The 13,722-nt window shown below is 72.2% G+C and carries 8 protein-coding genes and 3 pseudogenes; 7 read left to right on the forward strand and 4 right to left on the reverse strand.

Annotation, left to right across the window (positions count from 1 at the left end):
- Positions 1 to 2: 2 nt before the first annotated feature.
- Positions 3 to 953: a LysR family transcriptional regulator gene (locus ACYQ8Q_RS43005; protein WP_460072642.1), complete on the reverse strand. Its 951-nt coding sequence runs from the start codon at positions 951 to 953 to the stop codon at positions 3 to 5.
- A 252-nt stretch (positions 954 to 1,205) separates the two neighbouring features.
- Between ACYQ8Q_RS43005 and ACYQ8Q_RS43010 the strand changes: the two genes are divergently transcribed.
- Both ACYQ8Q_RS43010 and ACYQ8Q_RS43015 read left to right on the forward strand, forming a co-directional pair.
- Positions 1,206 to 3,509 carry an FdhF/YdeP family oxidoreductase gene (locus ACYQ8Q_RS43010; RefSeq protein ID WP_460072644.1) on the forward strand — a complete coding sequence of 768 codons (2,304 nt, stop codon included), beginning with the start codon at positions 1,206 to 1,208 and terminating at the stop codon, positions 3,507 to 3,509.
- Between the two features lie 114 nt (positions 3,510 to 3,623).
- Positions 3,624 to 6,809 carry an NACHT domain-containing protein gene (locus tag ACYQ8Q_RS43015; protein ID WP_460072646.1) on the forward strand — a complete coding sequence of 1,062 codons (3,186 nt, stop codon included), beginning with the start codon at positions 3,624 to 3,626 and terminating at the stop codon, positions 6,807 to 6,809.
- A gap of 10 nt (positions 6,810 to 6,819) precedes the next feature.
- Here ACYQ8Q_RS43015 and ACYQ8Q_RS43020 read toward each other — a convergent pair whose 3' ends face one another.
- Positions 6,820 to 7,227: an alpha/beta hydrolase domain-containing protein gene (locus tag ACYQ8Q_RS43020; RefSeq protein ID WP_460072648.1), complete on the reverse strand. Its 408-nt coding sequence runs from the start codon at positions 7,225 to 7,227 to the stop codon at positions 6,820 to 6,822.
- Between ACYQ8Q_RS43020 and ACYQ8Q_RS43025 the strand changes: the two are divergent.
- The 4 genes and pseudogenes from ACYQ8Q_RS43025 to ACYQ8Q_RS43040 form a co-directional block, all read left to right on the forward strand.
- Positions 7,120 to 7,416: pseudogene (locus ACYQ8Q_RS43025) on the forward strand (2OG-Fe(II) oxygenase family protein); the annotation flags it as partial. The gene ACYQ8Q_RS43020 and the pseudogene ACYQ8Q_RS43025 sit on opposite strands and share 108 nt — an antisense overlap.
- A 75-nt stretch (positions 7,417 to 7,491) precedes the next feature.
- Positions 7,492 to 7,875 (forward strand): annotated as a pseudogene (locus ACYQ8Q_RS43030) (hypothetical protein); the annotation flags it as partial.
- Between the two features lie 23 nt (positions 7,876 to 7,898).
- Positions 7,899 to 8,984, forward strand: a complete 1,086-nt coding sequence (locus ACYQ8Q_RS43035; protein ID WP_460072650.1) for an NAD(+)/NADH kinase — start codon at positions 7,899 to 7,901, stop codon at positions 8,982 to 8,984.
- Between the two features lie 81 nt (positions 8,985 to 9,065).
- Positions 9,066 to 9,932, forward strand: a complete 867-nt coding sequence (locus ACYQ8Q_RS43040; RefSeq protein ID WP_460072652.1) for an AraC family transcriptional regulator — start codon at positions 9,066 to 9,068, stop codon at positions 9,930 to 9,932.
- A gap of 323 nt (positions 9,933 to 10,255) precedes the next feature.
- Here ACYQ8Q_RS43040 and ACYQ8Q_RS43045 read toward each other — a convergent pair whose 3' ends face one another.
- Positions 10,256 to 10,717 carry an SRPBCC family protein gene (locus ACYQ8Q_RS43045; protein ID WP_460072654.1) on the reverse strand — a complete coding sequence of 154 codons (462 nt, stop codon included), beginning with the start codon at positions 10,715 to 10,717 and terminating at the stop codon, positions 10,256 to 10,258.
- 321 nt (positions 10,718 to 11,038) lie between these two features.
- Here ACYQ8Q_RS43045 and ACYQ8Q_RS43050 point away from each other — a divergent pair, with 321 nt between their 5' ends.
- The gene (locus tag ACYQ8Q_RS43050) at positions 11,039 to 13,189 is read left to right on the forward strand and encodes a SpoIIE family protein phosphatase (protein WP_460072655.1); all 2,151 of its coding nucleotides are present in this window, start codon (positions 11,039 to 11,041) and stop codon (positions 13,187 to 13,189) included.
- 289 nt (positions 13,190 to 13,478) lie between these two features.
- Here the strand turns inward: ACYQ8Q_RS43050 and ACYQ8Q_RS43055 are convergent.
- Positions 13,479 to 13,685: pseudogene (locus ACYQ8Q_RS43055) on the reverse strand (GNAT family N-acetyltransferase); the annotation flags it as partial.
- Positions 13,686 to 13,722: the final 37 nt, after the last annotated feature.

Here is a 13,722-nt window from a genome sequence, read left to right on the forward strand (position 1 = left end):
GTTCATGGCCGCGTCGGCGGTCCGGTGGGGGGAACGGCCTGAAGCGGCGCCCGTTCGAGGGTGGCCGCGATGTCCGCCTGTGCCACGGCGTCGATCAGCGCCTGCCCGATGACGGAGACCGGCTCACGGGCCGGCAGGACCAGGCCGATGCGCTCGGTGCGCAGGGGGTGGATCAGCGGCACGGCGTGCATGCCCGCGGGGACGCCGAAGACATGGAGCCAGGCGTGCGGCACGATACTGGCCCACTGACCCGTTCCGACCTGCGCGAAGAGAGCGGCGATCGAGTCGGTCTCGATCCGGGGCGTCACGGACACGCCCACGGTCTCGAACACCGCGTCGAGGACCTGCCGGCCCTGCATCATCGGGTGCAGCAGGCACAGCGGGTACCCGGCCGCTTCCGCCCAGGAGATCCTGGCGGGCTGGGAGTCGGGCGTGGACCGCTGCGTCAGCAGCACATAGCGCTCCTGGTAGAGCGGTACGAAGGTGAAGTCGTGCGTGGCCACGGAACTGTGGTAGGTCACGGCGGCGTCGAGTTCGTACGCCCGGAGCCGGTGGACGATGTCCTCGGCCCGGAGGTCGGCGAAGACCTGGACGGTGGCCAGCGGGTTCGCGGCGCAGAACGGCTGGGTCAGCAGGGCCACCGCGGTGGAGGCGGTCGGCACGGTGCCGATGCGCAGCCGCCCGCTCAGCCCCGCGCGCAGGGCCTGGATCTCGCCGTGCATGGCGTCGCGGTCGGCGAGGATGCGCTGCGCCCACAGGACGACCCGCTCACCCTCGGGCGTGAGGCCGTCGAACCGGCGCCCGCGCTGGACCAGCGGGATACCGAGCTCGTCCTCCAGCTTGCGGATGCCCTCGGACAGGGTCGGCTGGGAGACGAAGCAGGCCTGGGCCGCCTTCGCGAAGTGGCGGGCCCGGGCGAGGGCGACGAGGTACTCGAGTTGGCGCAGCAGCACGCCTCACATGATCCCCCCTTCCCGGCCGTGCGGCGCGGGGCACGCTGCGCTGATCGGTGCGGCCTGTCAGCCGATCGGAACTTCCGCTTTGACCTGCCCCGGCGCACGGGCGCAGAGTGTGCCGCGAACGGTGGGCGGGGTGGACCGCGCCCGTGCGGGTCCGAGGACGCGCGGGTCGCCCCGCTCCTGGCCGGATGCGCCGGACGCCGGTGAGCACCCCCGCCGCCCTGGACGGAGAGGGCGTGGTGTGCGATGCGGGACTTCGACGAACCGGACGAGGCCGAACTGTCGGTGTCGGCTCCCCAGACCTGGGCGACCGGCGCTCCCGCGGTCGTGCACGCGCTGCGGTACGCCCTCGGCCAGACCTCTCCGAAGCGCACCGCGCTGACGCTGCTCGGCATCAACCAGGCCAAGGGCTTCGACTGCCCGGGCTGCGCCTGGCCGGAGCCCGCGCCGGGCAAGCGGCACCGCAACGAGTACTGCGAGAACGGTGCCAAGCACATCGCAGACGAGGCCACCTCCCGGCGGGTGACCGCCGACTTCTTCCGGCAGCACTCCGTCGACGAGCTGAGCCGCAGGTCCGACCACTGGCTCAACCAGCAGGGCCGGCTGACCGAGCCGATGGTCCTGCGCGAGGGCGCGACCCACTACGAGCCGATCGGCTGGGACGAGGCCCTGGACCTGCTCGCCGAGGAGCTGCGCGCACTGGACCACCCGGACGAGGCCCTCTTCTACACCTCCGGGCGGCTGGCGAACGAGCCGGCCTTCCTGCTCCAGCTCTTCGCGCGGGCCTTCGGCACCAACAACCTGCCGGACTGCTCCAACATGTGCCACGAGTCCAGCGGCTCGGCCCTGGGGGAGACCCTGGGCATCGGCAAGGGCAGCGTCGGCCTCGACGACCTCTACGACTGCGACCTGGTCTTCGTCGTAGGACAGAACCCCGGTACCAACCACCCGCGCATGCTGTCCGCGCTGGAGGAGACCAAGCGCCGCGGCGGCCGTGTCGTCGCCGTCAACCCGCTGCCCGAGGCCGGACTGCTGCGCTTCAAGCACCCGCAGAAGGCGCGCGGGATCATCGGCCGCGGCACGGACATCGCCGACCAGTTCCTGCAGATACGGCCCGGAGGCGACCTCGCCCTGTTCCAGGCCCTGAACCTGCTCCTGCTCGAGGCGGAGGACAAGGAGCCCGGCACGGTCCTGGACCGTGACTTCATCGAGGCGCACACCACCGGATACGACACCTTCGCCGAGCACATCCGCCAGACGTCCTGGGACGCGGTCCTGGAGGCCACCGGTCTGACCCGGGACGAGATCGAGCAGGTCCATGAGCGGGTGCTGGCCAGCCGCAGCGTCATCGTCTGCTGGGCGATGGGGCTGACCCAGCACAAGCACGGCGTGCCGACCATCCGTGAGGTCGTGAACTTCCTGCTCCTGCGCGGCAACATCGGCCGGCCCGGGGCGGGTGTCTGCCCCGTGCGCGGGCACAGCAACGTCCAGGGCGACCGCACCATGGGCATCTGGGAGCGCATGCCGCAGCCGTTCCTGGACCGGCTGGGACGGGAGTTCCGCTTCACCGCGCCCACCAGGCACGGACTGGACTCCGTCGACTCCATCCGGGCCATGCTCGACGGACGGGCCAAGCTGTTCGTCGGCGTCGCCGGCAATTTCGTCCGGGCGTCGCCCGACAGCGACGCCACCGAGCGCGCCCTGCGCTCCTGCCGTCTGACCGCGCACATCTCGACGAAGCTCAACCGCTCCCACGCCGTGTGCGGACGCACCGCCCTGATCCTGCCCACGCTCGGCCGCAGCGACCGCGACGTCCAGGCCGGCGGCGAGCAGTTCATGACGGTCGAGGACTCCATGAGCGAGGTCCACGCGACCCGCGGCCGCCTCGCCCCCGCGTCCCCGCACCTGCTGAGCGAGGTGTCCATCATCAGCCGCCTGGCCCGCAAGACGCTGGAAGCCGGAGCGGACCCGGAAGCCGACATCCCCTGGGCGGACTTCGAAGCCGACTACGACCTCGTCCGCGACCGTATCGCCCGGGTCGTCGACGGCTTCGAGGACTTCAACGAGCGGGTACGGCGCCCGGGAGGCTTCCGCCTGCCCAACCCGGTCAACGAGAAGGTGTTCCGCACCCCCGGCGGGAAGGCCGTCTTCACCGCCAACGACTTCACGATGCTCCGAGCGCCCGAAGGCCACCTGGTCCTGCAGACCCTGCGCTCGCACGACCAGTGGAACACGATTCCCTACGCGATGGACGACCGCTACCGGGGCATCAAGGGCGGCCGGCGCGTGGTCCTGGTCAACCGCGCCGACCTGACGGACCTCGGCCTCGACGACGGCAGCCTCGTCGACCTCGTCAGCATCTGGACCGACGGCTCGGAACGCCGCGCCGACGGCTTCCGCGTCATCCCCTACCCGACCCCCCGGGGATCGGCCGCCGCCTACTACCCCGAGACCAACGTCCTGGTCCCCCTCGACAGCGTCGCCGACATCAGCAACACCCCCACGTCGAAGAGCGTGATCGTCCGCCTCGAGCCCGCACGGGAGCGGTGACACCGCAAGGAACTGCTCCGGCACCAACCACCCTGAATCGGCCCTCTGTTGACGTGGCGGCTCCCCCCGTACGCTGGATTCGTCGCGATCCGGGGGAGCGGGCGGGGGCTGCACGTGGACGCACAGATCATCGGTCTGCGGATCACATCCGCCGTGGTGGGCCCGGTGGTACGGCGCCTGCTGGCACCGGCGGCCCACCCGGGCGCCGAGTTCGCGGACCGGCCCGTCCGCATCCGCCGACTGCTGTCCTTCACCGGTGACCGGCGCACACTCGACGAGACCGACCTGCTGAGGCTCGCCGACGAACTGGTGCGCAGGGCGTCCCGGGCGGCGGGTCCGCACGACGTCGCGATCGCCGACGAGGAACGCAATGCCGTCGTGACCGCGCTGTCCCGCACCCTGCATGCCCTCGGGGACCTGGACATGGACGACGTCCAGGCCGTCCGACTGGGCCCCGACGCCCTCGCGGCAGCGCTGATCGACAGCACCGGACCCCAGGCCCTCCAGCACCTCTCGGAGGACGCACGGTATTTCCACCACCAGTTGCTGAGGACGTCCTGTCTCCACATCCTGCACTTCTTCAGCCGGCGTCCCGGCTTCGCCGCCCGCACCCAGGTGGAACACAGCCGTATGCTCGCCGATCTGATCGACAGGGTGGATCTGCTCGTCGAGCGAGTCCCCGGCGATCTGCGCAACGACGCCTCCTTCGAGGCCCGGTACGCCGAGTACATGGTGCGCCGCCACCAGGAAGTGACCATCTACGGCGTCGACGTGGGCAGCGGTTCGCGAGCCTGGCCGCTCGACACCGCGTATCTGAGCCTGGAGGCCGTACGCCCCGAGTACGAGGCGCTGACCTGGGGCGCGGGAGGAGCCGGCATCGACGCCCTTCCCCGCGCGGTCGAGGAGGCGCTCTCCGGCCATGAGAGGGTCCTGCTGCGCGGGGCCGCGGGCTCCGGGAAGACCACGCTCGTCCAGTGGCTGGCCGTGACCACGGCACGGCAACAGCAGCTCCCCGCGTTGCTCGCCCACCTCCTCGGCCGGGTGCCCTTCGTCCTGCCGCTGCGCACCCTGACCCGCAATGGCGCCGAACTCCCCATGCCCGCCGAGTTCCTGTCCCGGGTGAGCTGCCCGCTCACCGCGCCGAGCGGCTGGGCCGACCGCGTCCTACAATCGGGCCGCGGTCTCCTGCTCGTCGACGGCATCGACGAGGTGCCCGAGCCCGAGCGGGCCCGGGCGCGCGGCTGGCTGACCGAACTGACCGCCGCCTACCCGGGAAACCTGTGGCTGGTCACCTCGCGCCCCTCCGCCGTCCGGGCGGACTGGCTCGCGCACGAGGGATTCACCGAGTTCGCCCTCACCCCCATGCGACCCATCGACATCGCGTTGTTCGTGCGCCGCTGGCACGCCTCGGTGGGCGCCGACCCGGACCAGGCGGAGTCCCTCATCGGCTCCATCCGGATGCAGGGTGACCTCCAACGCCTCGCCACCAACCCCCTGATGTGCGGACTGATCTGCGCGCTCTACGACGAACGCCGAGGATTCCTGCCCCGGGGCCGCAAGGGACTCTACGAAGCGGCCCTGTCGATGCTCCTGGAGCGCCGGGACCGGGAACGCAACGTCTACGGCAACGGCGGACTGGAACTGGGCGAGGAGACCGCCGTCGAGCTGCTCCAGCATCTCGCCTACTGGCTGATCCGCAACGGGCGCTCGGAGATGGCCCGCAAGGACGCGGTCGAGCAGATCAGACGGATCCTCCCGACCATGCCCGGGGTGGCCGCCGTCGGCGGCGCGGAGGACATCATGCGTCATCTGCTCGTCCGGTCGGGGGTGCTGCGTGAACCCGCCGACGGCGTCGTCGACTTCCTGCACCGCACCTTCCAGGACTTCCTGGGCGCCGGCGCGATCGTGGTCGAGCGCGACTTCGGGCTGCTCATCAGCCAGGCCCACCGCGACCAGTGGGAGGACGTCCTGCGGATGGCGGTGGCACACGCACGCCCCGCGGAACGGGCCGAGATCTTCATCCAGCTCGCGGACCGCGCCGACCTCGCCTCCGACCCGCTGCGCGCGCGGCTGCGGCTGCTGGCCCTGGCCTGTCTGGAGCACGCGCCCAAACTGGATCCCCTCGTACGGGAACGGGTCCAGTCCGACGCGGCCGGGCTGCTGCCACCCCGCTCCCTGCTGGAGGCGACACTCCTGGCCGAGGCGGGCCCCCTCGTCCTCGAACTCCTCCCCGACCCGTCCGGGCTCAAGGAGTACGAGGCCACCGCGACCGTCCACACGGCCTGCCGCATCGGCGGTGACGCGGCGCTGCCTCTGCTGCGTACCTTCGCGCGCAACGGATTCCCCGCGACGGACCGGCAACTGCTCGAGAACTGGGACCAGTTCGACACCACCGTGTACGGGGAGGAAGTGATCCGGCCCATCATCAGCCGGGAGCACACCATGCCCGTCGTCATCAGGTCGTCGAAGGAGCTGGAGAAGTTCGCCGCACTGGGGGGCTGCCCGCGCGTCACCCTGCAGGGCGACTTCTCCGAGGAGGAGATCACCACCACCCTGCCGGGCCTCGGGCTGCGGGAACTCCGGATCACCTCCAACCGCCACCTGCGGTCGGCGGACTTCCTGGCGGGGTTTCCCGAAGTGACCGTACTGGCCCTGGAGAACTGTCCCCGGGTGCAGGACCTCGGGCCGCTGTCGCGGCTGCCGCTGGCCTCCCTGACCCTCCAGGAACTGCCCCGACTGAAGAGCCTCGCGGCGCTCGACGCCTGTACCGCGCTGCACACCCTGGCCCTGGGGCCGGGGGTCCTCTGGCCCGGCTACGCGCAGCTCCCGCGCGCGGCGGAGCTGCGCCAGCTGCGCGTGGGTCCCACGGCCTCCACCCTGCCGAAGCTGACCCGGTTCAAGGCGCTGCACTTCCTCTCGCTGGAATGGATACAGGCGCCTTTCACCTCCTCCGCGTGGTCCCAGGTGAACTCGGCACCGGCCCTGCGCGAACTGGCCATCTCCTACCCGCAGTTGAGGGTGCTGCTCAGCAGCGGGGCCCGGCTCAGGCACATCGAGCGGCTCACGGTGATGCCGTCCGGCCAGGGCGACCGGGAGACACTGACCGGCATCAGGAACTGCCTTCCCGCCCTCGAACACCTCACCCTGCACAGCCCCGCGTTCGTCAGCCTCAGGCCCCTGGGGGAGCAGCCCCATCTGCGCCAGGTCGTCATCACGGACCCGGGCCACGTCGACAACACCTTCTTCATGCGCGCCAAACTGACCATCCACCCTCCGCCCCGCCGGACCGAATTCCTCTGAGCGAAGGTCTTCAGGGAAGGCCGAACCGGTGGCGCGGGGCCGACCAGTCGGCTGCCGGGGCCACGGCGCGTTCCACGTCCTCCGCCAGGAGCAGTCGCCGCGCCACCAGGTCCTCGGCCGCGGCCCTGATCCTGGCGACGTAGTCGTCCGCGTCGCGGTAGCCCTCCCGGACGCTCGGGCGCGGGTCCCCGGTGCGCGCGTTCGTCCTCCGGGGCGGCGAAGGGGAACGTGGAGCCGCTGAACTCGTGCAGGGCGCCGTGGCCCTGCCCGGGCGCCCTGGTGTTCCAGCCGGTGTAGGTGAAAAAAAGGGGAGGGCTACTTCGACACGTGGTTCGACGACGAGGCCGCCGTGCACGTGAAGATCGTCCACTGTCCACCGCGGGCCACCGAGGGCGCCGACCAGGGCGTCGGCGCGCACAAGGACTACGGCTCTCTCACCCTGCTCCAGCAGGACGAGGTCGGCGGGCTCCAGGTGCAGCGCGAGGACGGCGCGTGGATCGACGCGGTGCCCCTGCCGGACGCGTTCGTGTGCAACATCGGCGAGATGCTCCTCCCCTTCTTCCTCGGCCCGCGCCTCGACGCGGTCGTCGTACCGCTGCCTCTCCCACCGCCCTACCTGCTGCGCCCCCCCCAGTCGGCGAACGTGTGCTCCAGGAGGGTGCGGGTGCCTCCGTACGCCGGACTGCCCTCCAGCCCGTGGCGGGCGCGGGCCAAGCCCTGTCTGCCCCGCGGCGCCGGGGCGGTCCTCGTCTTCGCACTCGCGGGCGGTCTGGAAGCGGGCCGCCGGTTCGTGGAAGGGGACCGTCTGTTCAGCCATGTCGCGAACATCGGCGACGTACGCAGTGTCGTCATCCATCCCGCCTCCACCGCGGAAGGCGTCGACGATCTGCTCACCGAACTCGAAACAGCCTGCGAGGCGTCTGAGCCCGCGCTCCGGGTGCCGGCCGGGTCCGCGGTCCGGTGCGCGGGCCGAAAGGCCGGCACGGATGAGGCAAGGCCGGTCCGTGCGCGCCACCATCGAAGAGAGGGGCACGGAGTGCTGCGTACCGGGGCCGCCGTTCGGTGACCCGAGATCGTCCGGAGGCGGATGTGACAGTGAACCGGCTGGGCCTGGTGGTGCACGGTGGACGTCCCGAGGCCGTGGCGGCGGCCGGGCTGGTCCGCGCCTGGTGCGCGGAGCACGCCGTGGGGTGCACGGACATCGACGTGTGGCACGACGGCGGGCGGCGCAGCGCCCGCGAGGAGGTCGAGGCGGGCGGCGACCCCGACCTCGTGGTGACCCTGGGCGGCGACGGCACCTTCCTGCGCGGCGCACGGCTGGCCGCCGAGAACGGCTCCCTGCTCCTGGGGGTCGATCTGGGCCGGGTGGGCTTTCTGACGGAGGTGTCGGCCGCCGCGGTGCGCTCGGCGCTGGACGCGGTGCGCGAGGACCGGTTCGGGATCGACAGCCGCATGCTGCTCGCCCTGCGCGCCTCGCGCCGGCTGGAGGTGCCGGCGGACATGGAATCCCTCATCGCGTACGGCAGGGGGCCGCTCCTGCCACCCCCGCAGGTACGGCCGGACTGCGAGGTCGACCGGGACTGGGGCATCCCGCTGGACGTCACCGCGCTCAACGACGTCGTCCTGGAGAAGCTGGTCCGGGACCGGCAGGTGTCGGTCGGGGTCTACGTCTCCGGCCGGCTGCTGGCCTCCTACTCGGCCGACGCGCTGCTCGTCGCCACACCGACCGGGTCGACGGCCTACAGCTTCGCCGCGGGCGGGCCCGTCGTGTCGCCCCGCGCGGAGGCCCTCGTGTTCACGCCGGTCGCCCCGCACATGGCCTTCGACCGGTCGGTCGTCACCGCCCCCGACGAGCCGGTCGGGCTGCGTCTCCTGGAACGGTCGGGGCCGGCCGCGGTCAGCATCGACGGCCAGCTGCGGGGCGTGCTCGACCCGGGGGACTGGATCGGCGTGTACGCCGCCCCGCGCCGCCTGCGTGCCGTCCGGCTGGGCCCGATGGACTTCTACGGCCGCCTGCGTGAGCGGATGAACCTGACCGACGCCCCGGCCGCGATCGCCGACGGTTCCCCCGCACCGCTGTGGTCGGTGACGACGCCCCCACCCGGGGACCTCGCCCATCTGTCCCTGCTGACCGCCCCGGCGTCCCCCGCGACCGGAGAGGGCGACCGCACCTGATCCGATCGGGCACAGGATGTCGGGTCGGGGAGGCAGCCCGCTTCCTAGTGTGGTGATCGAGAAGAGGGAAGGGGACCGGACGTGCTGGAGCGTCTCAACCAGGCCATGGAGGACATCGAGGGCCGCCTCGACCAGCAGGTCGACGTGACCGAACTGGCGCGCGTCGCGGCCACCTCGGAGTACCACCTGCGCCGGATGTTCTCCGCGCTCGCGGGGATGCCGCTGTCGGAGTACGTACGGCGTCGCCGGCTCACCGTCGCGGGCGCCGAGGTGCTCGCGGGCCGGGAGTCCCTGCTGGAGATCGCGGTGCGCTACGGCTACGGCTCGGGCGAGGCGTTCGCCCGGGCGTTCCGGGCCGTGCACGGCGTGGGACCGGGTGAGGCACGGCGCACCGGCGCCGCGCTCGTCTCCCAGCCGCGGTTGTCCTTCCGCCTCACCGTCGAAGGGAGCAGCAGCATGCGATATCGCGTGGTCGACAGGCCGGACTTCACCGTCGTGGGGCCCAGGGCCCGGGTGCCTCTGGTGCACAGCGGACCGAACCAGGCCATCATCGACTTCGTCCGGGGGATCGGCCGGCAGCGGCTGGAACAGCTGGAGCAGCTGTCGGACCAGGAGCCGCGGGGCATCGTCGCGGTCTGCGACGACCTGGATCCCAGCCGTGCCGAAGGCACCGAGCTGGACTACTACCAAGGGGTGATCACGTCCGCCGCCGCCCCCGAGGGCGCCGTGACCCTCGCCGTCCCGGCCGGCACCTGGGCTGTCTTCACCACTTCGGGACCGGCTCCCCAGGCCGTCCAGGAGCTGTGGCGGGACGTGTTCACCCAGTGGTTCCCGTCCAACCCGTACCGCAGCCGGCCCGGTCCGGAGATCCTGCGCACGCGGCTGTCCCCGGACGGGACGGAGGCGGACGCCGAGCTGTGGCTCCCGGTGGAGCGGACCCAGAGCTGACGACGGCGTCATCAAGCGCCGACTCCTGTTTCAGAACACGCGGCCCACGTCCTGACGGACGATCGTGGCCGTGCTGTGCTCGGCCGGGGCCGCGATGGTCATGGACGGATTGCAGGCGCCGGTGGAACCGGGGATCCGGGCATGGTGAACGCGGCGCTTCGGATCGCCGTCGAGGACCGGGCGCTGCGCTCCGAGGAACCCCGGGGGAGGCCCTGACGGGGGAAGAGCCGGACGGCGCCCCGCTCGCCGCCTATTGCCCAACTTGAGCAATATGCTGCCCGGGTGGGTGATCCGCGGCGCGCACCAGGGTGCCCGGGAGGGGGTCAGGGAGAGGGAGCGATCGCCGCCTCGGCCGCGCTCTTGATCCGCCGGCCGAACGCGTCGGCGTCCTTGCGGGCCGCGGCCAGCGCCAGGCCGACGAGGAGCTTGCCCAGCCCGTGGCCCTCCAGGATGTTGTAGATCCGCACCCGTGTACCGCCGCCCGGCAGCGACTCCAGGTCGTAGCCGCCCTCGCTCGCCGTCACGCTGTTCTTCGAGACCTCGGCCCAGCGCAGCCGAACAGGGGCTTCGAGGGCGGTGATGCGGAACTCGCGGGCGGTCTTCATCCCGGCGTCCTTGACGGTGCTCCGGAAGATCGTGCCCACGGAGGTCGGGGCGTCCGGGGTCCGGTCGATCCTGAGCACCCGGGGGCTGAACTGGGGGTCGTTGCGCCCGTCGGCAAGGTAGGCGAACACCTCCGCGATGGGCCGGTCCACCTCGACCGTCGCCTCGAACTGTCCTGACATGGGCACTCCTCGTCGCTCGGGCACGTGCGAAGGAACGCTGGGACCAGACCGCGCCGCCGGTGCTGTCTCGGCGGCACTGCGACCCTACGGGAGCGGCGGCCGTTCTGCGCGGCGTACGCCAGCATTGTCATGCGCAGCGCCAAGGCCGGCGTCAAGGCCGGCGCCAAGGCCGGCACCAAGGCCGGCACCGGGACGAGTGCCCAAGATCAGTGCCGAGATCGCGAGAGGCCGGGTGGCACGCCGATCCCCTGACCGCCATGGCGCGACTAGTCTGGAGATCTCCGACCGACGCCGGAGCCGGGCCCGAGAGGAGCAGAGGGCATGACCGCCAGGGCTGATCCGGGGGCGGACACGGACGCCCTGGATGCCACGTTCGCGGAAACGGTGCGCCGGACGGGAGCGTCCATCGGTGCCCTGTACCTGCTCGCACCGGAAGAACCGCTGCTGAACCTGGAGGCGGTGTGCGGCGCCCCGGTCGAGTTCGCCGCACCCTGGGCGAGAGTCCCGCTCGCCTCCCCGGCCCCCGTGGCCGACGCCGCGCGTGAGGAACGGATGGTGTGGATCGGCAGCCAGGAGGAGATGGCCCGCTCCTACCCCCGCACCGCGATGGTCCTGCCCTATCCACTGGCGCTGGCGGCCGCGCCGGTCACCGGCGTGCGGCGGTGGGGGACCCTGCTGCTGATGTGGCCGGCCACGCGCCCCTCCCACATGACCCCGCGCGAGCGGGGCAACATCCTGTCCAGCTGCGGCCGTCTGGCCCGGCTGCTGGAGGAGGCCGCCGAGCGGCCGGGGTCCGCCCACCGCGAGCGACCACGGGCCGTTCCCGTCGGCACGGGCCACCGGTCCGTACCCGCGGCGCTGGCCGTCGTCGACTTCGTCGCGCGTCTGCCGGGCGGCAGCTGCGCCCTGGACCTCGAGGGGCGCTTCACCTACGTCAGCCCCGGTGCCGGCGAGCTCCTGGGCCGCGCGGCGGCCCACCTGCTGGGCACGCTGCCCTGGCAGTCCCTGCGCTGGCTCGACGCCACCCTCTACGAGGACCGCTACCGTGCCGCGGTGATCAGCCGCGAGCCCGTCTCGTTCACCGCCTGCCGCCCGCCGGACCACTGGCTCGACTTCCACCTCTACCCGGACGACAGCGGCATCAGCGCCCGCATCCTTCCCCGCGGCGCCCATGAGCCGTCCGCACCGGCGGCCGACCGGACCGGCCCGGCCGACGCATCGGCCCGCGCCGGCCGGCTGTACCAGCTCACGCACCTCGCCGCCGCGCTGACCGAGGTCGTCGGCGTCCAGGACGTCGTCGACCTGGTGGCCGACCAGATCATGCCCGCCTTCGGCGCCCAGGGTCTCGTCCTGTCCACCGCCGACGCGGGCCGACTGCGGATCACCGGCCACCGCGGCTACGCCTCCGACACCATCGCCCGACTGGACGGCCTCCCGCTCGACACCGCCTTCACCCCGGCCGGGCAGACCCTCGCCACCGGCATCCCCACGTTCTTCGCCGACGCCGAGGAGATGCGGCACGACTATCCCGAGGCCCCGTCGGTCAGCGGCAAACACGCCTGGGCCTTCCTGCCCCTGATCATCTCCGGCCGACCGGTCGGCATCTGCGTCCTGTCGTACGACAGCCCCCACACCTTCACCGCCGAGGAACGCGCCGTCCTGACCTCCCTCGCCGGGCTCATCGCCCAGGCCCTCGACCGCGCCCGTCTGTACGACACCAAGCACGAACTCGCCCACGGCCTCCAGCAGGCACTGCTCCCGCGCAGCCTCCCCGCGATCGACGGCCTGCGGGTCGCCGCCCGCTACCTGCCCGCCACCCGCGGCATGGACATCGGCGGGGACTTCTACGACCTGATCCGCCTCGGCGACACCACGGCGGCCGCCGTCATCGGCGACGTCCAGGGCCACAACGTCGCCGCGGCCGCCCTGATGGGGCAGGTACGCACCGCCGTCCACGCCCACGCGACCCTCGGCACACCCCCCGACCAGGTACTGCACCGCACCAACCGGCTCCTCACCGATCTCGACCCGGACCTGTTCACCAGTTGCCTCTACACCCACCTCGACCTCACCCGCCGTCGCGTCACCCTCGCCAGCGCCGGCCACCCGCCACCGATCCTCCGCCTCCCCGACGGCGGCACCCGGCCCCTGGACGTCCCGCCCGGCCCGCTCCTCGGCGTCGACCCGGACGCCGTCTTCCCGGTGACGGAGATTCCGCTCACCGAGGGGATGCTGCTGGCCCTCTACACCGACGGACTCGTCGAAGTACCGGGCGCCGACCCGGAGGACTCGATCAACCGCCTCGCCCACCACCTCGCCGAAGCCGACGACCAGGATCTCCACCTGCTCGTCGACACCGTGCTGAGCGCCTCCGGCACCACCGGACAACGCCTCGACGACATCGCCGTGCTCGTCCTTCAGGAGACCTGCCGGGACGGACCGGGCGGCGCGGAGCCGGTGACCGGCGTATGAGCCGGAGTCCCCCCTTCAGCGACGACAGGCCTGCGGACCCGACGAGGTCGCACGCGGCAGGGCGGCCCCACCTCGCCCGGCACGAGTCCTGGAGCTGACCGGGGCGGGCACCGTCCTGGACATCCGCCCCACGGCCGAGGACGCACTCGCCTCATTCGCACGACCGGGGCCGTGCCGTCGCGAACGGCATCCCCACCCCTCCGACCGCCGGGCCAAGCGACCGACCCTCACCCCCGAGGGCGCCGAGCGCCGGGAGAGTCGGCCGGAACTCCTCCCAATTTCGTTGGTCTCACGGAGTGCGGAACCCGCGGAAGGCCACCTGGGTGCGGTTTTCGAAGCCGAGCCGTTCGTAGAGTGCGATCGCCGAGGTGTTCGCGTCGGCCACGTGCAGGAACGGGCGCTCGTTCCGGGACAGGACGCGTGCGGTGAGTGCGTGCACCAGGCGGAGAGCCTGGCCTTGCCCGCGTGCCTCGGGGGCTGTGCAGGCTTCTCGGACCGGAACGGGTCGGGCGCCGCCGAGAACGTCGCGACGT

The sequence above is a fragment of the Streptomyces sp. YKOK-I1 genome (genome assembly GCF_054660435.1).